The organism is Mycobacterium sp. E802 (assembly GCF_001666875.1).
Lineage (GTDB): Bacteria > Actinomycetota > Actinomycetes > Mycobacteriales > Mycobacteriaceae > Mycobacterium.
The window spans coordinates 38,261-56,923 of record NZ_LZJD01000105.1; the positions used below are offsets into that span (position 1 = coordinate 38,261).

13 protein-coding genes and 1 pseudogene are annotated in these 18,663 nt (G+C 66.0%); 6 read left to right on the forward strand and 8 right to left on the reverse strand.

Annotation, left to right across the window (positions count from 1 at the left end; translation table 11 throughout):
• Positions 1 to 4 precede the first annotated feature (4 nt).
• On the reverse strand, positions 5 to 889 hold the full coding sequence (locus A5699_RS15665) for an ABC transporter substrate-binding protein (RefSeq protein ID WP_067770832.1): 885 nt from the start codon (positions 887 to 889) through the stop codon (positions 5 to 7).
• Between the two features lie 207 nt (positions 890 to 1,096).
• On the opposite strand from A5699_RS15665, the gene A5699_RS15670 reads away from it, so the two are divergent.
• The 6 genes from A5699_RS15670 (at position 1,097) to A5699_RS15695 (ending at position 8,027) form a co-directional block, all read left to right on the forward strand.
• Positions 1,097 to 1,687, forward strand: a complete 591-nt coding sequence (locus A5699_RS15670) for an HdeD family acid-resistance protein (protein ID WP_067770804.1) — start codon at positions 1,097 to 1,099, stop codon at positions 1,685 to 1,687.
• An 84-nt stretch (positions 1,688 to 1,771) separates the two neighbouring features.
• A complete protein-coding gene (locus A5699_RS15675; RefSeq protein WP_067770806.1) occupies positions 1,772 to 3,283 on the forward strand; it encodes a cytochrome ubiquinol oxidase subunit I in 1,512 nt (503 codons plus the stop codon).
• Positions 3,284 to 3,298: 15 nt separating this feature from the next.
• Positions 3,299 to 4,339 (forward strand): cytochrome d ubiquinol oxidase subunit II, encoded by a 1,041-nt coding sequence (gene cydB, locus A5699_RS15680; RefSeq protein ID WP_067770807.1) that lies wholly within the window; start codon positions 3,299 to 3,301, stop codon positions 4,337 to 4,339.
• 50 nt (positions 4,340 to 4,389) lie between these two features.
• Positions 4,390 to 5,943 (forward strand): thiol reductant ABC exporter subunit CydD, encoded by a 1,554-nt coding sequence (cydD, locus tag A5699_RS15685; protein WP_067770809.1) that lies wholly within the window; start codon positions 4,390 to 4,392, stop codon positions 5,941 to 5,943.
• Positions 5,930 to 7,462 (forward strand): ATP-binding cassette domain-containing protein, encoded by a 1,533-nt coding sequence (locus tag A5699_RS15690; protein WP_067770833.1) that lies wholly within the window; start codon positions 5,930 to 5,932, stop codon positions 7,460 to 7,462. Before cydD ends, A5699_RS15690 begins: the two co-directional genes overlap by 14 nt.
• 10 nt (positions 7,463 to 7,472) lie before the next feature.
• Positions 7,473 to 8,027, forward strand: coding sequence for a DUF4190 domain-containing protein (locus tag A5699_RS15695; protein ID WP_067770811.1), 555 nt, complete (start codon positions 7,473 to 7,475; stop codon positions 8,025 to 8,027).
• A 6-nt stretch (positions 8,028 to 8,033) separates the two neighbouring features.
• Here the strand turns inward: A5699_RS15695 and A5699_RS15700 are convergent, their stop codons facing one another.
• The 7 genes and pseudogenes from A5699_RS15700 to A5699_RS29615 all read right to left on the reverse strand — a co-directional run.
• Positions 8,034 to 8,906, reverse strand: a complete 873-nt coding sequence (locus tag A5699_RS15700; RefSeq protein WP_067770812.1) for an acyl-CoA thioesterase II — start codon at positions 8,904 to 8,906, stop codon at positions 8,034 to 8,036.
• A gap of 52 nt (positions 8,907 to 8,958) precedes the next feature.
• Positions 8,959 to 10,377, reverse strand: coding sequence for a pyruvate kinase (pyk, locus tag A5699_RS29195; protein ID WP_067770813.1), 1,419 nt, complete (start codon positions 10,375 to 10,377; stop codon positions 8,959 to 8,961).
• Positions 10,378 to 10,404: 27 nt separating this feature from the next.
• Positions 10,405 to 11,907, reverse strand: a complete 1,503-nt coding sequence (locus A5699_RS29200; protein ID WP_067770814.1) for a glutamate synthase subunit beta — start codon at positions 11,905 to 11,907, stop codon at positions 10,405 to 10,407.
• The gene (gene gltB, locus A5699_RS15715) at positions 11,900 to 16,465 is read right to left on the reverse strand and encodes a glutamate synthase large subunit (protein WP_067770816.1); all 4,566 of its coding nucleotides are present in this window, start codon (positions 16,463 to 16,465) and stop codon (positions 11,900 to 11,902) included. Before gltB ends, A5699_RS29200 begins: the two co-directional genes overlap by 8 nt.
• 85 nt (positions 16,466 to 16,550) lie before the next feature.
• Positions 16,551 to 16,961: a DUF2752 domain-containing protein gene (locus tag A5699_RS15720; protein ID WP_067770817.1), complete on the reverse strand. Its 411-nt coding sequence runs from the start codon at positions 16,959 to 16,961 to the stop codon at positions 16,551 to 16,553.
• Complete coding sequence (locus tag A5699_RS15725) at positions 16,951 to 17,361, reverse strand: NINE protein (protein WP_067770819.1); 411 nt, start codon at positions 17,359 to 17,361, stop codon at positions 16,951 to 16,953. The genes A5699_RS15720 and A5699_RS15725 overlap by 11 nt, the downstream gene beginning before the upstream one ends.
• A gap of 585 nt (positions 17,362 to 17,946) precedes the next feature.
• Positions 17,947 to 18,663, reverse strand: a pseudogene (locus A5699_RS29615) (hypothetical protein); the annotation flags it as partial.

Below are 18,663 nucleotides of genomic sequence, written 5' to 3' on the forward strand. Positions count from 1 at the left end.
CAACTCAGCTGACTGCGCCGTTGACGACCGGTTTGTCGATCATCCCGTTTTCTGCACCCCAGTTCGCGGCGATCTGTTTGTAGGCGCCACTGTCGATGAGATGCTCAAGAGCCTGCTTGAGGGATTGTGCCAGCGGCGAATTCTTTTGCACTGCCCAGCCATAGGGTGCGGAGTCGAAGATCTCCCCCGCCGCCTCGAGCTTGCCCTCGCTCTGCTTGATCGCAAAGGTGGTCACCGGCGAGTCGGCGGACATGGCGTCCGCCTGGCCCAACATGACCGCGTTGGTGGCCGCGGTCTGATCATCGAACTTGACGACGTTGATCGCGGGCTTACCCGCTTCGGCGCACTTCTGGTTGCGGGCCGGCATCTCCTCGGTGTCCTGCACCGTAGCGGTCTGCACCGCGATCTTCTTGCCGCACGCGTCATCCGGGTTGATGCCGGCGCCGACCTTCTGGGCCCACGCCGAACCGGCCTTGAAGTAGGTGACGAAGTCGACCTGCTGTTCGCGTTCCTTGGAATCGGTGAACGAGGACATCCCGACGTTGTAGTTGCCGCCCTGGACGGACGGGATGATCTTGTCGAACAACGAGGCCCGGTACTCCGGAGTGAGTCCCAGTGTTGCGGCGATGGCGTTCATCAGATCGACGTCGAAACCGATGATCTTGCCGCTGGGGTCCTTGTATTCGTTCGGCGGGTACGACGGGTCGGTACCGACGATGAGCTTGCCGCTCGACTTGATCGGCTCGGGCACCGAGCCGGCAATCGAATCGACCTTTTCCACTTTCGCGGCGGTGGTCTCGGTGGCCGGTCCGCTGGAATCGGTGTTGGTGGCACAACCCGACATCGCGAGTGCCCCGCTCGCCGCGAGCACCAACGCAGAACGCCAAATCCTGCTCCGCCGGGGTCGACATCCAACTGTCACGGTTGCCTCTCTTCTCTGTCTGCGGCTGCGGTCCGTCGCTTCCGAATCGGAGACGTTAACGGTCCGCGGCCCGGTGTGCAGCGCCGGTAACGGAACATTAACGACCACGCTTCAGCGCCACAGCCGTACCGTGAAATCCGTGTTCAGGGCCGCACAGTGTGCCACACTTCGGGCATGGAAACCACCGCTGCCCCAAGCCTGTTGCCTCATCTGTGGAAGACGGCATTGGTCACCGGCATCCTCGCCATCATCCTGGGTGTTCTTGTCTTCATCCGCCCGGGAGCGGCAATCTTCGTCACGGCCATATTTTTCGGCGCCTACCTGCTGATCACCGGTATCTCGCAGCTCGTCCTGGCCTTCAGCCTCCGCTCGTCGGTCGGTGGCCGGGTTTTGCTGTTCATCGGTGGCGCTGCAGCGCTCGTGCTGGCCGTGCTGTGCTTCGTCAACCTGGAGAACTCGGTACAGCTGCTGGCGATCTGGATCGGCGTCGGCTTCATCTTCCGCGGCGTCGCGACGGCGATGTCCGCCATCGGCGACAGCTCCCTGCCGGGACGCATCTGGGAGATCATCGTCGGTGTGGTCAGCGTCATCGCGGGCATCATCATGTTCGTTGCCCCGCTGGAAGGTCTGGTCGCGCTCACCCAGGTCACCGGCATCATCCTGGTCGTCGTGGGTGTGCTGGAGGTGATCTCGGCCTTCGGAATCCGCAGCGACGCCAAGAAGCTCGACGCGGCCGTCTCACCTCAGGCGCCCACCGTGACGTAACACACCGTCGGGGCGAGCGGTCGGTGTCCAAATCTCTACTACACTCCGTCGTAGATTGATCTGAGACCTCGAAAGTAGGGCCAGATGGACGCTTTGGACGTGTCACGGTGGCAGTTCGGGATCACCACCGTCTACCACTTCATCTTCGTTCCGCTGACGATCGGGCTGTCGCCGCTGATCGCCGTCATGCAGACCGCCTGGATGGTGACCGGAAACGACCACTGGTATCGACTGACCCGGTTCTTCGGCAAGCTCTTCCTGATCAACTTCGCCATCGGTGTGGCGACGGGCATCGTGCAGGAATTCCAGTTCGGGATGAACTGGAGCGAATACTCCCGATTCGTCGGCGACATCTTCGGGGCGCCTTTGGCGTTCGAGGGCCTGGTCGCCTTCTTCGTCGAGTCCACGTTCATCGGCTTGTGGATCTTCGGCTGGACGCGATTGCCCCGTGCGGTTCATCTGTTCTGCATCTGGATGGTGGCCCTCGCGGTGAACGCGTCGGCCTACTTCATCGTCGCGGCCAACTCGTTCATGCAGCATCCGGTCGGAGCCCGCTACAACCCCCAGTCCGGACGCGCCGAACTGGTCGATTTCGGCGCCCTACTGTCCAACAACACCGCCATCTGGGCGGTGCTGCATGTCATCGGCGGAGCGCTGCTGACCGCGGGCACGTTCGTCGCTGCGGTCAGTGCCTGGCTGATGGTGCGGGACCGGCGCAAGGCGGTCCGGGCCGAGTCCGCGTCCGGGACCGGGTCCGAGAATGCGACGGCGGCCGAGACCGCCAACGACTCCGCCGGGATGTACCGGCCGGCAACGATCCTGGGCAGCCTGGTGGCATTGGCGGCCGTGGTGGTGCTGTTCTTCACCGGCGATGTCCAGGGCAAACTGATGTTTGTCCAGCAGCCGATGAAGATGGCCTCGGCCGAATCGCTGTGTGATACCCAGACCGATCCCAATTTCTCGATCCTGACCGTCGGCACACACAACAACTGTGCAAGCGTGACCCACGTCATCGAGGTTCCCTACGTCCTCCCCTTCCTCGCCGAGGGCAAGTTCAGTGGCGTGACCCTCGCGGGCGTCAACGACCTCCAGCGGGATTTCGAATCGCGCTTCGGCCCAGGCGACTACCGGCCGAACCTGTTCGTCACCTATTGGTCGTTCCGGGCCATGATCGGTCTCATGCTGGTGCCGCTGGCGTTCGCGCTGGTAGCCCTCTGGCTCACCCGGGGGCGCCGGCTCCCCGACCAGAAATGGTTCGGCATCTTCGCCCTGGTCACGTTGCCGACGCCATTTTTGGCGAACTCGGCCGGCTGGGTGTTCACGGAAATGGGACGCCAGCCCTGGGTGGTGGTTCCCAATCCCACCGGTGACCAGATGGTGCGGTTGACCGTGCAACAAGGCGTTTCCGATCACGCCGCCGGCACGGTGTTCTTCTCGCTCGCGGTTTTCACCCTGCTCTACGGCGTGCTCGCGGTCATCTGGTTCTGGTTGATGCGCCGCTACGTGGTCGAAGGTCCGCTGGAACACGACTCCGAGCCGGCGCCGCCCAAACCGCCCGGCGAGGAGGATTCAGCCCCCTTGTCTTTCGCATACTGAGAGGACTGATCGCAGATGGGACTGCAAGAACTTTGGTTCCTGCTCATCGCCGTACTGTTCCTCGGCTTCGTGGTGCTGGAGGGCTTCGACTTCGGCGTTGGCATGCTGATGGCCCCGCTGGCCAGTGCCGGCGACGGTGATCCGGAAAACCGTAGACGCGCCGTGCTGAACACGATCGGACCGGTGTGGGACGCCAACGAGGTGTGGCTGATCACCGCCGGCGCGGCCATGTTCGCGGCCTTCCCCAACTGGTATGCCACCTTGTTCTCGGCGCTGTACCTGCCTCTGCTGGCGATTCTGTTCGGGATGATCCTGCGGATCGTGGGGATCGAGTGGCGCGGCAAGGTCGATGACACCAAGTGGCGTTACTGGGCCGACTTCGGCATCGCCGTCGGATCGTGGCTGCCGGCCATCCTCTGGGGCGTTGCTTTCGCAATCCTGGTGCAGGGCTTGCCGATTGACGCCGACCATCGCGTTCATACCTCGATCGGCGACGTGCTGAACGCCTATACCTTGCTCGGCGGCCTGGCCACCGCGTCGTTGTTCGCGTTCTACGGTTCGGTTTTCATCGCGCTGAAGACCTCTGGAACCGTACGTGACGACGCCTTCCGGTTCGCGAGGATCCTGACTCTGCCGGTGATCCTGCTGGCCGGCGGCTTCGGGTTGTGGACGCAGCTCGCCCACGGCAAACCATGGACCTGGGCGGCGCTGGGAACCGCCGTCGTCGCGCTGCTGATCGCGGTGGCGCTCATGTGGTCGCGATCGCGCGAGGGTTGGGCGTTCGTGGCCACCGTGGTGGTGGTGGCTGCCGTCGTGGTCCTGTTGTTCGGTTCGATGTACCCGCATCTGTTGCCGTCGACGCTGAACCCGGATTGGGGCGTGACCATCTACAACGGATCGTCGACGCCGTACACCCTCAAGATCATGAGCTGGGCATCGTTGACGCTGCTGCCGTTGGTCCTGGTGTACCAAGGCTGGACGTACTGGGTGTTCCGCAAGCGCATCTCAGCGGATCGGATTCCGGCCTCCATCGGATTGTCACGGCGGTCGGTCTGAACCTCTGGCGAGCACTGGGCATCCGCGGCGCCGCGGGGTCCACCGGCACGTTGCGGCGCTACCTGCTGGCGGCCGTGGCCTGCGGCGTGACCATCAGCGCCAGCACCATCGCGGCGGCCGTGGTGCTGGCCCACATCGTCGCCGGGATCATCGTCGAGCCGGGCTCGGCCACCCACCATGGTGGCGCCCTGGTGGTGCTGTCCGCGCTCTGGATCGTGCGTGCTGTCGCGCACTGGCTCCAAGGGCGACTCTCACAACGCGGCACGACCGCGGTGATCGGCGAGTTGTCCGGTCAGGTGTTGCGATCGGTAACCTCCTCTGCCCCAAGGCAATTGGCATCCCGCCGGGACAGTGCGGCCGCCGTCGTCACCCACGGCCTGGACGGCCTACGCCCCTACTTCACCGGCTATCTGCCCGCCGTGGTGCAGGCCGCGGTGCTCACCCCGGTGGCCGTGCTCGTAATGGCCTGCTACGACCTGCAGGCGGCGCTGATCGTGATCATCGCGCTACCGTTGATCCCGCTGTTCATGGTGTTGATCGGGCTCGTCACCGCTGACCGTTCGGCGGCCGCGCTCACCGCCATGGCCACGATGCAGGGCCGGTTACTCGACCTCGTGGCCGGTATCCCGACGCTTCGCGCGCTCGACCGGGCCGCTGGGTCGGTTCGGCGCATCACCGAACTGGCTGCTGCACATCGACGTTCGGCGATGGCCACCCTGCGCATCGCATTCCTGTCCTCACTCGTGCTGGAACTGCTGGCCACCCTGGGAGTCGCCCTGGTGGCGGTCAGCGTCGGCGTGCGACTGGTTTACGGTGAGGTCACACTGACCGCGGGACTGACCGCCCTACTGCTGGCTCCCGAGGTCTTCTGGCCCCTGCGCCGCGTGGGCGCGGCATTTCACGCCGCACAAGACGGGAAGACAGCCGCCGAACAGGCGTTCCGGCTGTGCGATGCGCACATCCCGGCCGAAGGCGGCGTTCAGCTGTCACCTTCCGCACCGACGATCGAATTGAGCGCTCAGGGTCCGGCCATCGAACCTGGTCGTGTGACGGTGTTGACCGGACCCAACGGGGCGGGCAAATCCACTGCGCTACAAATGATTCTCGGCTTGACCGAGCGCGGGGTGGACTCCGTGCGGGTCGACGGGGTGGCCGTCGGTGACCTGGACCTCTCGGCGTGGTGGCGCACCGTCGCCTGGCTGCCGCACCGGCCCGTGCTGATCCCGGGTACCGTCCGGGAAAACCTGGAATTGCTCGGCCCCGTCGCCGATCTCGAGGGAGCCTGCCGCGACGCTGGTTTCGACAGTGTCGTCGCCGATCTGTCCGAAGGGCTCGACACCAGGATCGGCCGGGCCGGCGTCGGTCTGTCCCTCGGGCAACGACAACGCCTCGGCTTGGCTCGTGCCCTCGGGTCACCGGCGCAGGTGCTGCTGCTCGACGAACCCACGGCACATCTCGACGCGGCCCTCGAGCAGCGGGTCTTACAGGCCGTCGTCGCCCGCGCCCGGGCCGGCGCCACCGTTGTGGTGGTCGGTCACCGGGACCCGGTACTGAACATCGGCGACCAGGTGATCACGATCGGTGGTGCACGTGTTCCGTCGTGATCCGTTGCTGCGCCTGACATTGGACCTGCTGCAGCCCCGTTTGAGCCGACTGATCGTGGCCAGTGTGCTCGGAGTGCTGTCGCTGGGCAGCGCATTGGCGTTGGCCGGCGTCTCGGCATGGTTGATCACCCGGGCCTGGCAGATGCCGCCGATCCTCGACCTTTCGGTGGCCGTGGTCGCGGTGCGGGCCCTGGGCATCTCGCGGGGCGTGCTCGGTTACTGTCAGCGCCTGGCCGCACACGACACCGCGCTGCGGGCAGCGGTGAACGCCCGCACGGGACTGTACCGCCGGCTGGCCGACGGCCCCGACGACCAGGCGATGCGGCTGCCCAGTGGCGAACTGGTGGCCCGGGTCGGCAGTTCCGTCGACGAACTGGCCGACGTCCTGGTGCGCTCCGTACTGCCGATCGTGGTCGCCGGTGTGCTCAGCACCGCGGCCGTCGTCGTCATCGCGATCATCTCGCCGAGCGCCGCCGCGGTACTGGCGCTGTGTCTGCTGGTAGCGGGCGTGGTGGCCCCGGCGATCACCGCACGGGCGGCGACAGCCGCCGAAACCGTTGCCGTGCAACACCGAAGTGACCGCGACGCCGCGGCGATGCTGGCCCTGGAGCACGCGCCCGAACTGCGGGTGAGTGGGCGGCTGGACCAGGTGATCGGCACGTGGGAACGCCACCACAGGAACTGGGGCACGGCCGTCGACCACGCGGCCGCCCCCGCAGCGCTGGCCGCGGCCATGCCCAGCATCGCCATCGGTGCCAGTGTGCTGGGCGCCGTCGTGGCAGGTATCACGCTGGCCACCACCACCGCGCCCACCACCCTGGCCGTCCTGATGTTGTTGCCGTTGTCGGCATTCGAGGCGACTACCGCGCTTCCCGATGCCGCCGTCGGGCTCACCAAGTCACGCATCGCGGCCAGGCGCCTGCTGGAGCTGACTGCGACCGACGACCGGGTACGCCGTCGGCCGGTGGCGCCCGAGGTCGAACTCCCCGCCGGAAGACGGTTGGCCGTGATCGGGCCCAGCGGTTCGGGGAAGACCACGCTGTTGATGTCGATGGCCGAGAAGCTGAACGAGACGCCCGGTCGGGCAGCGTTTTTCGCCGAGGACGCGCACATCTTCGAAACCACGGTCCGGGACAATCTCCTCGTCGTCCGCGGTGACATACCCGACTCCGAGTTGCTGTCCGCGATCGGGAAGGTGGGCCTCGCCGATTGGCTGGCCGGCCTGCCCGGTGGCCTGTCAACCGTGCTCGAGGGCGGCCACGCCGCCCTATCGGCCGGGCAACGACGCCGGCTGCTGCTGGCCCGGGTCTTGATCTCGGATTTCCCGGTCATACTGCTCGACGAGCCCACCGAGAACCTGGATGCGGCTGACGGCCGGCGGATTCTCATCGAAATCCTCACGCCGGGTGCATGGTTCGCGCCCGAGCGGACCGTCGTCGTCGCCACCCACCACCTACCGGCCACGCTCGACTGCCCCGTCGTCCACTGTCCACCACCGCGCACCGCCGCCGGCAGGTAGCCTCGCAGGCATGACCGACGAGCGAGCCACCCCGCCCGGGTCTGACGAGCCACCGCCCAGTGGGCCGGCCCCGACGCCGGCGTACCCGTACGGAGCGCCCCGGGGGCCCTACCCCGCGGGTTATCCGTCCCCGGTCCCCTACGGCGCCTATCCGACGCCACCGGGGACTCGGAGGCCGGCCAACGGGCTCGGGATCGCCGCACTCATCGTCGCGGTGATCGCCCTGGTGCTGGTGTGGTCGGTCATCGGTGGTCTGATGTTCGGTATCACCGCGGTGATCCTCGGATTCCTCGGTCGCGGCCGCTGCCGGCGCGGAGAAGCCACCAACAGCGGGGTGGCCGTCTCCGGAATCGTTCTCGGCGCCATCGCCTGCGTGCTGTCGCTGGTGTTCGTCGGTATCTGGGTGTACTTCGGGCAACGATGGTTCGACGAGGTCGGAGGTAGCGACTACATCGAGTGCCTGCAGCAGGCCGGTGAGGACACCCAGGCCCAGCAGATGTGCGAAGACGAGTTCGAGCGGCGGGTCGAGGACACCTTCGGCGTCACGCCGACCCCGACCCGCTGAGCCCGCTCATGACGTGGCGGGGCCCGGAAAATACTTGACGATTCCCTCCTGCACCACCGTCGCCAACAGGCGCCCCGACACGTCGAAGAAATGCCCCGTGCTCAGACCGCGAGACTCTGCGGCCACGGGCGAGGTCGTCGAGTACAACACCCATTCGTCGAATTTGATCGGCCGGTGAAACCACACCGAGTGGTTCATCGTCACCGCGAAGATCCGGTCGTGTCCCCACGACAACCCGTGGGTGGTGATGATCGGGTCGAGGATCGTGGTGTCCGACGAATACACCAGCGCCGCGCCGTGCAGCACCGGATCGCTGGGCATGACGCCTTCGGTCTTGAGCCAGACCCGGTTGTGGTCGAGCTTGCCGCCCTTGTCCCGCATGATCCAGGCGGGATCGTTGGTGTAGCGCCATTCGATCGGCCGCAGCGCCTCGACGAACAGCGGCACGGTCTTCTCGTAGCCGCGCAGCAGCTCGTCGATCTTGGGCAGCGTGTCCGGATGCGGAACCTCGGGCGCCGGGACGCTGTGTTCCAACCCGCGGCCGGCGTTCATGTAGGAGATCATCACGGTGGTCAGCAGGTTGCCGTCCTGCATCACATCCACCCGGCGGTTGGCGAACCGGCGCTCGTCACGCAGCCGGACGATGTGGAATTCCAGATCCTTCTCCGGGTCACCGCCGGCGATGAAATGGGCGTTCAGCGCGCTCGGCGCGAGCTTGTGCTCCAACGTGCGGCCACCGGCGACGAACGCCTGGGCGACCATCTGCCCACCGAAGGTGCGGACCGGGTTCTTGCTCGGATGCGAGCCGATGAACAGATCGTCGTCGATGCGGTTGAGGTCGAGAACAGCCAGCAGCTCCTCGAAATCCGAAGGTGTCACAGGAGCCCTTTCGAGATGTCGGCCGTCGACGGATAAAGACCCCTCCGGACCGCTACACGTCATCCTCGCCGATGCGGTGCACGTGGATCAGATTCGTGGAGCCTACTGTGCCCGGCGGAGCGCCCGCGACGATGACCACGAGTTCACCGCGCTTGTAGCGGCCGAGGTCCAGCAGCGACTTGTCGACCTGCCGGATCATGTCGTCGGTGCCCCTCATCTGGGGCACGATGAACGTCTCGGTGCCCCAGGTCAGGGCCAGCTGGCTGCGCACCTCGGGCAGTGCGGTGAAGGCCAGCACCGGAAGCGGGGTGTGCAACCGGGCCAGGCGGCGCACCGTGTCCCCGGACTGGGTGAACGCCACCAGTGCCTTGGCGTCGAGACGCTCACCGATGTCGCGGGCCGCGTAGGAGATCACGCCGCGCTTCGTACGGGGAGTGTGAGTCAACGGCGGCACACTCACCGAGTTGTCCTCGACCGCCTTGATGATGCGGGCCATAGTCTTGACGGCCTCCAGCGGATACTTGCCGACCGAGGTCTCCCCCGACAGCATCACCGCATCCGCCCCGTCGAGGACGGCGTTGGCGACGTCGGAGGCTTCCGCGCGGGTGGGACGCGAACTGTCGATCATCGACTCCAGCATCTGGGTGGCGACGATGACGGGTTTGGCGTTCTCCCTTGCCATTTGGATGGCACGCTTTTGGACCAGCGGCACTTCCTCCAGCGGCAGCTCGACCCCGAGATCGCCACGGGCCACCATGATCGCATCGAAGGCCAGCACGATCGCCTCGAGATTCTCGACTGCCTCGGGCTTCTCCAACTTCGCGATCACCGGGACGCGACGGCCCACCCGGTCCATCACCTCGTGCACGAGTTCGATGTCGGCCGGTGACCGCACGAACGACAACGCGACCAGGTCCACACCGAGACGGAGCGCGAACTCCAGATCCTCGACATCCTTCTCCGACAGCGCCGGTGCCGTCACGTTCATTCCGGGCAGTGACATGCCCTTGTTGTTGCTGACCGGACCGCCCTCGGTGACCGTGCAGACCACGTCGTTGCCGTCGATCTGCTCGACCACCAGGCCGACGTTGCCGTCGTCGACCAGCACCCGGTCCCCGACCCGGGCATCCTCGGCCAGCCGCTTGTAGGTGGTCGACACCCGATCGTGGTTGCCTTCGCACTCGTCGACGGTGATCCGCACGGTTTCACCGGTGGCCCAGTACGTCGGCCCCTCGGCAAAGCGACCCAGCCGAATCTTGGGACCCTGCAGATCCGCGAGGACGCCGACGGCGTGGCCGGTGGCATCCGATGCCGCACGGACGCGCTTGTAGGCGGCCTCGTGGTCGGTGTAGTCGCCATGGCTGAAATTCAGCCTGGCCACGTCCATGCCTGCCTCGACCAGGGCCCGCACGGTGTCATCCGTGCTGGTCGCCGGGCCAAGCGTACAAACGATCTTTCCGCGTCTGCTCACGTCATGTCAGCATAGTCGTTGATCGATTCAGACGACTGACAGAGGCAGTGCGTTGGGCCGAACCGGCGTGGGCAGATCCGACTCGCCCATGAGGTAAGCGTCCACCGCGTGGGCCGCGCTGCGGCCCTCCGCAATGGCCCACACCACCAACGAGGCACCGCGGTGCGCGTCGCCGCAGACGAAGACTCCCGGCGCGTCGGTCTGCCAGTCCGAACCGCACGACACGGTGCCCCGGGGGCTCAGCGTCAGGTTCAGCCCGTCGAGCAGCGCCATGTGCTCGACTCCTTCGAACCCGATGGCCAGCAAAGCCAGGTCGCACGGAATCTGCAGCGATTCGCCCACCGGGGTGATCTCGCGGCGCCCCAGGGCATTGCGGGTCACCCGGACCTCGGCGATCTCGATGGCGCGCACATGACCGCTGTCGTCGCCGATGAACCGTTGCACGGCCACCTCGAATCGGCGGGCCCCGCCCTCGGCGTGCGCCGGCGAGGTACGCAGCACCAGCGGCCACGTCGGCCACGGCGACAGGGTGTCATCGCGGGTCTCCGGCGGCTCGGCGTTGTAGTCCAGCTGGGTCACCGAGGCCGCGCCCTGACGGTGCGCCGTTCCCAAGCAGTCGGCACCGGTGTCACCGCCGCCGATGATGACCACATGCTTGCCCGCTGCCGAGATCGGTGACATCCCGTCGCCCTCGCACTCCCGGTTGGCCGGCACCAAGTGCTCCATGGCCAGATGCACACCGTCGAGTTCCCGCCCGGGCACCGGGTTGTCACGTCCGCGCAGGGCACCGACGGCGAGAACCACCGCCTGGTGGCGCTGACGCAGCTGCTCGACGGTGAGGTCGACCCCCACCTCGCATTCGGTGACAAACCGGGTGCCCTCGGCCCGCATCTGGGCCAGCCGCTGATTGAGGACCGACTTCTCGAGCTTGTACTCGGGGATGCCGTACCGCAGCAGACCGCCGATGCGGTTGTCGCGTTCGTAAACGGTGACCTCGTGGCCGGCCCGGGTGAGTTGTTGTGCCGCAGCCAAACCCGCCGGACCCGAGCCGACCACCGCCACACTCTTCCCGGTGGAGATCGCCGCCGGCTGCGGTTCGACGCTGCCGTTCAACCAGGCGTGGTCGGCGATGGTCTGTTCGATGCGCTTGATCGTGACGCTGCCGCCGGTCTGGTCCTCGGCGATCGACAGCACGCAGGCCGCCTCACATGGCGCCGGGCACAGCCGTCCGGTGAACTCGGGAAAGTTGTTGGTGGCGTGGAGTCGATCGCTGGCGGCATCCCAGCGACCGCGTCGCACGAGATCGTTCCACTCCGGGATCAGGTTGCCCAACGGGCAGCCCGCCTTGCCGGAATGGCAGAACGGGATACCGCAGTCCATACAGCGACGTGCCTGTTGCGAGACTTCGCCGGCCCGCTCGTTGGGATCTTCACGCTCGTACACCTCGCGCCAGTCCCCCACCCGTTCCTCGACCGGCCGCTTGGCCGCCTCGATCTTGGGCACACGAAGAAATCCGGTCGGATCAGCCACGGCTGGCCTCCATGATCGCGCTGTCCACATCGCGTCCCTCGGCCTTGGCCGTCCGGGTCGCCTGCAACACTCGCTGGTAGTCGGTGGGCATTACTTTGGTGAATTGGGCACTGCGCCTTGGCCAGTCGGCCAGGATGGACGACGCCAGTGTGCTGCCGGTGTGACGGGCGTGGCGGGACACCACATCGTGGAGCCAGGTGAGATCCTCGGCTTCGATTTGCTGCAGTTGCACCATCTCGGTGTTCACCCGGGCCGGGTCGAGCCCGAGCACGTAGGCGATGCCGCCGGACATTCCGGCAGCCAGGTTGCGACCGGTTTTGCCCAGGATCACCACCCGGCCACCGGTCATGTACTCACACGCGTGATCGCCGACGCCTTCGACGACGGCCAACGCACCCGAGTTGCGGGCGCAGAACCGCTCGCCGACCCGGCCCCGCAGAAACACCTCGCCGGAGGTGGCGCCGTAGAGCAGGGTGTTACCGGCGACGACGTTGTCCTCGGGCAGGAACAGCACGTCATCGGGCGGACGCACGATCACCCGGCCACCGGAGAGCCCCTTGCCCACATAGTCGTTGGCGTCACCGACCAGATCGAGCGTGATACCGGGCGGCAGGAAGGCGCCGATGGACTGCCCGGCCGAGCCGGTGAGTGCGACGTGAATGGTGTTGTCGGGCAACCCACCTGCACCGTAGCGCCGGGTCACCTCGGAGCCCAGCAAGGTGCCGACCGTGCGGTTGACGTTGCGGATCGGCAGCTCCAGGCGAACCGGATGGGCGTCTTCGAGCGCACCCTCGGCCAGTTGGATCAGGGTGCGGTCCAGGGCCTGATCCAGCCCGTGGTCCTGGTCGCGGACTCGGCGACGCTGGGTGATGTTGCCGTGGGCGTCGGCCATCACGGCGAAGAGTGGGCTGAGGTCCAGACCGCGGCTCTTCCAGTGCGCCACACCGGGTTCGGTGTCGAGCACCTCCGCGTGGCCGACGGCCTCGTCGATGCTGCGGAACCCAAGCGCCGCGAGGTGGCGACGAATGTCCTCGGCGATGAACGTGAAGAAATTCTCCACGAACTCAGGCTTGCCGTTGAACCGCGCACGCAACTCCGGGTTCTGGGTGGCCACCCCGACCGGGCAGGTGTCGAGGTGGCAGACCCGCATCATGATGCAGCCCGACACCACCAACGGTGCGGTGGCGAAACCGAACTCCTCGGCACCGAGCAACGCGGCCACCATGACGTCGCGAGCGGTGCGCAGGCCGCCGTCGCACTGCACGGTGATCCGGTCACGTAACCCGTTGAGCACCAACGTCTGCTGGGTGTCGGCCAAGCCGATCTCCCACGGCGCCCCGGCATGCTTGAGTGAGGTCAAGGGCGCGGCACCGGTGCCGCCGTCGTATCCCGAGATCAGCACCACGTCGGCGTGCGCCTTGGACACCCCGGCCGCGACCGTGCCGACCCCGACGCTGCTGACCAACTTGACGTGGATGCGGGCATCAGTGTTGGCGTTCTTCAGATCGTGGATCAGCTGAGCGAGATCCTCGATCGAGTAGATGTCGTGATGCGGGGGCGGTGAGATCAGGCCCACCCCGGGGGTGGAGTGCCGGGTTTTGGCGATGTTCGGATACACCTTGTAGCCCGGAAGCTGACCGCCCTCACCAGGTTTGGCTCCTTGCGCCATCTTGATCTGGATATCGGTTGCGTTGACGAGGTAGTCGCTCGTGACGCCGAAGCGGCCTGAGGCCACCTGTTTGACGGCGCTGCGTCGACGCGGATCGTAGAGCCGGTCGGCGTCCTCTCCCCCTTCGCCGCTGTTGGACCGGCCGCCGAGGTTGTTCATGGCGATGGCCATGGTCTCGTGTGCCTCCGCCGAGATGGAGCCATAGCTCATCGCCCCGGTGTTGAAGCGGGACACGATGGCCTCGACGGGTTCGACCTCCTCCAGCGGTACCGGAGGCCGCAGGCCTTTCTTGAACTCGAAGAGGCCACGCAGCGCGCCACCTTCCCGGGACAGCCTGTCGACCTCCTCGGAGTATTTGGCGAAGATGTCGCGTCGCCCGGTGCGCGTCGAATGCTGAAGCAGGAACACCACTTCCGGGGTGAACAGGTGCAGTTCGCCTTCCCTCCGGAACGCGTACTCGCCACCGACCTCCAAACGGCGGTGTACCCGCTCGGTGGGGTTCTCGGGGTAGGCCCGCCGATGCCGCATCTTGACCTCTTCGGCCAGCGTGTCCAGCCCGACGCCACCGAGTTGGCTGGTGGTGCCCGCGAAATATTCGTCGATCACGTCATGGCTCAGGCCGATGGCCTCGAACGCCTGGGCAGCGGTGTAGGAGGCGACCGTGGAGATGCCCATCTTGCTCATCACCTTGACCACCCCCTTGCCGAGGGCGTTCACGTAATTGCGCACCGCGGTGGCGGTTTCGATTCCGGTGAGTTCGCCCTCGCGGATCAGATCCTCGATGGACTCGAACGCCAGGTACGGGTTGACCGCGGCGGCACCGAAGCCGATGAGCATCGCGATGTGATGGACCTCGCGGGCATCACCGCTTTCGACCACCAGCGCGACCTTCGTGCGCTCCTTGGTCCGAACCAGATGGTGGTGCACCGCCGACACGGCCAGCAGCGACGGGATCGGAGCTCGGGTGTGGTCGGAGTCCCGGTCCGAGATCACCAGTGTTCGGGCACCTTTGGCGATCGCCTCGGTGGCACGCAGCCGTAGATCGTCAACCGCTTCGGCCAGCCCTTCCCCACCGCGCTCGACATCGTAGAGGGCCCGCAGCACGGTGGTCCGCAGCCCCGGATGCTCGCCGTCGTCATTGATGTGGACAATCTTGCCCAATTCGTCGTTGTCGAGAACCGGCCGGCGAAGCACGATCTGGCGACACGACGCAGCCGTGGGTTCCAGCAGGTTTTCCTCGGGGCCCATCACCCGGGCCATGGAGGTCACCACCTCCTCGCGGATGGCGTCCAGCGGCGGGTTGGTCACCTGGGCGAACAGTTCGACGAAGTAGTCGTAGAGCAACCGCGAACGTTTGGACAGCACCGCCGCCGGAGTATCGGTACCCATCGAACCGAGCGGCTCGGCGCCCGAGGCGGCCATCGGTGTCAGCAGGATTCGCAGTTCCTCTTCGGTGTAACCGAAGGCGATCTGGCGACGCACCACCGAGTCGTGGTTCGGCTGGAACCGGGTCCGCTCGGGCAGCGTGCCGAGATCCAGCAGGCCGGCGTGCAGCCACTCGCCGTAGGGTTCGGCCGCGGCCAATTGTTCCTTGATCTCGTCATCTCCGACGATGCGGCCGGCGGCGGTATCGACCAGGAACATCTTGCCGGGCTGCAGCCGCCCCTTGGCGACGATGTCGCCGGATGGCACGTCGAGTACACCGCTCTCACTGGCCAGGATGATGCGGTCATCAACCGTGCGCCACCACCGGCCCGGCCGTAAACCGTTGCGGTCCAATACCGCACCGACCACGGTGCCGTCCGTGAAGGTCACACAGGCGGGTCCGTCCCACGGTTCCATCAACGAGGCGTGGAATTTCCAGAACGCGCGCTCGGCCGCGTCCATGGTGGTGGCGTTCTCCCAGGCCTCGGGGATCATCATCAGCACAGCGTGGGGCAGGCTGCGCCCGCCGAGGTGCAGAAGCTCGAGCACCTCGTCGAACGACGCGGAGTCAGAGGCCCCCGGGCTGCAGATCGGTGACAACCGGCTCAGATCACCGGGGATCTGAGCGCTGGCAAGCAACGCTTCGCGGGCATGCATTCGGTTGCGGTTGCCACGGACCGTGTTGATCTCTCCGTTGTGGGCGACGAACCGGAACGGGTGCGCCAACGGCCAGGACGGGAAAGTGTTGGTGGAAAACCGACTGTGAACGATCGCAATGGCACTCATACAACGCTCGTCGCGCAGATCCGGAAAGTACTGCGGCAGCTGCATTGTCGTGAGCATGCCCTTGTACACGATGGTCCGGCTGGACAACGAGGCGAAGTAGACCGCGTCCGGCCCCGTGGCCTGCTCGGCCCGCTTGCGCAGCGGGTAGACCAAGCGGTCGAGTTCGATGCCGCTCCTTCGGACGCCCTCGACTTCCGGCGACGCGACGAACAGCTGCGCCATGTGCGGCATACAACCCAGCGCAGTCAGACCAACCTGGGCGCCGTCCGCGTCGACAGGGACCGTGCGCCAGCCCAGCACCTCCAGGCCTTCCTCGGTGGCCAACTGCTCAATTCGCGCACAGGCGGCACGGCGTGCGTCCTCATCCTGCGGCAGGAAGCAGATACCCGCGGCGAAGGTGTTGCTGCCATCGACGGCCGGCTCAGGCAACGCAAAATCGACCACCTCCCGCAACAGTTCGACAGGCAGCTGCATCAAGATGCCGGCGCCATCACCACTGTTCGGTTCGGCCCCGGCGGCGCCGCGGTGATCGAGATGCGCGAGGGCGGTCAGTCCATCGGTCACGATGGCATGGGAACGGCGACCTTGAATATCGGTGATCATGGCCACACCGCAAGAATCGGCCTCATTGGCGGGGTTATAGAGCCCCTGCGCACCTGGCAATGCCGAAAACAGCATTGGATCGCACCTCCGCACGTCCGGAACATCCTGGTCCCGGGACTGCACCGGCCCGAATTTTCAGTGTATCAGCGCAGGTCGGCTACTACGGAGTGCTCAACGTCGGCACCAACGGGAAGCCCGGCAGGTTTCGCACCACGGTCCAGGCCAACAGCGCCACCGCGATCGTCACGACCGCCGGCACCGGAAAGAGGGTTTCCCCCCGCCGCCATCGCATCAACAGCCACACCGCCAGCATGGGCAGCCCGACCAATGCGAACACGTTGTCGACGACGGCCGCACCAAGGTCGCCGTGCAATACGTCATGCGTCATCCGCAGGCCACCACAAGCCGGACAATCCCAGCCGGTGAGCGCTTTGAACACGCAACCGGGAAACAGAAATCCGGGACGATGCGGGTCGGCGATACCGATGTAGGTCAGTGCACCGACGCCCAATGCACCTCCGGCCCACAGCCCGTACCGGCCGGCCGTTCCGCTAGGACGGCTAGGTTCCATCGCGCAACGGGCGCCCGAGTGGATCGCGCACCTTGTCGGTCAGAATCAGGACGGCATCGATGATTCCCCAGATGAACGCGCCGATGCCGCAGGTGACCAGCCCCACGATCAACTGGGCGACACCGAACCCGGTCTGGCCGATGTAAATGCGTCCGATGCCGACCAGACCGAACAGACCGAGCAACTGCAGCAAGCCGGCAATTACCTTGGACTTGTCGGAGAACGGCTCGCCGGTGATCGGGTGACGACCGTACGGCGCGCTCGGATCCCCGTAGGCGGGCGCATATGGCGGATACCCGGGCGGCGGGAAACCGGGCGGCGACGGATATCCCGGCGGTGGCGGAAAATCTGCCGACGACGGGGTGTCCGACGAGTTCGTGGACTCGGACGGATCAGTCATACAGCCAGGATGCCAGAGACCCGATTCTGACCGACGACGGAATAAAGCTGCGAAGCCGGCGTCTTGCGTCCAGCTTCGGGCGGGTCTCAGGTGTGGGGACGCCGCGTTGCCCCGATTCGTTGTGCGCGATTCGGTGCGATGAGCGCTTTCGGGGCTGAGCCGTAAGGACGCCTGGCGCCGTACCGACTCACTCAGGTCACATCAGTCACAAATTTCGGGGCAGTAGCCGATGTGCCCGCCTATCAGCGACTTCTCAGCGACAAACGCCACAACAGTGGCAATGCGCCTCATCTAACCCATTGTCGCTCGGCGATTTTGACACTCCTACACCACCTGCCTCATGGGCATCATCTGTCCATTGTCCGCATGCTAGCGACACCGTCGCTGGCAGCTGGACAAGTCAGTTTTCGTGACACGTGAGCTTGATGAGGCTTGAGAGGCGCAAGTATTCATTGGACGTGTGACCAACGATGCCTCTGGTGCCTATGCGGCGATTGTCGCTGAAAAGTCGCTTGCAGTCGGGCAAGTCGGCAGGTGTTCGCTGACGCCACGCGTGCGGGCGGGAAACGCTGCTTTGGGATCCGCTCAGCGTTTTCGACGCAACCAGCGACGAAGACGGCCTTTCCGCTCCGCACCGGAAAGCTGATCGAGCCCTTGCGTCGACGTCGACGGGGCAGTGGCAGCATCAGATTCCGACTCGGCTTGGGCTTGGGCTTGGGCTTGGGCTTGGGCTTGGGAGGGATTCTCGTCCTCCGCCGCCTCAGCGCCGACAACATCGTCCGACTCAGCGACCGACTCGGCGGCAGCAGAGTCCCCGTCGGTGGTGTCCTGGGCGGTCGGCTGCTCGGCTTCGTCGTCGTTGTCCGTTGCTACGGCAGGCTCGATGACATTCGCGTCACCATCGGCAACAGACTCGTCAGCAGCTTCGTCGATCGAACCGGCATTGTCGGCTTCGACCTCCTCGACGGAATCGGCTTCTGCCTCGACCGATTCATCCTCGGAGGGCACTTCAACGTTCTCCGCGGGGTCAGCCTCTGACGTGTCTGACTCGTCCTCGGTGTCGGTTTCAGCCGACCCGTCAGCACCTGCATCGGCAGCGGACGTGGTCTCAGCTTCCGCGTCGGCCTCGGCTTCGGGCTCGCCCGCTTCGTCAGCGGGCTCTCCGCCCTCATCGGCGTTCTGTTCTTCGACGGCCTCTGCGGCTTCGTCCTCTGCCTCGTCTGACTCGCCGCCGGCTTCGGCTTCAGCCGACTCGTCAGCACCTTCGTCGACCGCGTCCTCGCCAGCAGCGGCCGGCTCGTC

Coding starts and splice junctions, on each gene's coding strand:
- A5699_RS15725 (WP_067770819.1), bottom strand. CDS start 17,361: ATGACTGATCCGTCCGAGTCCACGAACTCGTCGGACACCCCGTCGTCG.
- A5699_RS15720 (WP_067770817.1), bottom strand. CDS start 16,961: ATGGAACCTAGCCGTCCTAGCGGAACGGCCGGCCGGTACGGGCTGTGG.
- cydB (WP_067770807.1), top strand. CDS start 3,299: ATGGGACTGCAAGAACTTTGGTTCCTGCTCATCGCCGTACTGTTCCTC.
- gltB (WP_067770816.1), bottom strand. CDS start 16,465: ATGCTGTTTTCGGCATTGCCAGGTGCGCAGGGGCTCTATAACCCCGCC.
- A5699_RS15670 (WP_067770804.1), top strand. CDS start 1,097: ATGGAAACCACCGCTGCCCCAAGCCTGTTGCCTCATCTGTGGAAGACG.
- A5699_RS15695 (WP_067770811.1), top strand. CDS start 7,473: ATGACCGACGAGCGAGCCACCCCGCCCGGGTCTGACGAGCCACCGCCC.
- A5699_RS15675 (WP_067770806.1), top strand. CDS start 1,772: ATGGACGCTTTGGACGTGTCACGGTGGCAGTTCGGGATCACCACCGTC.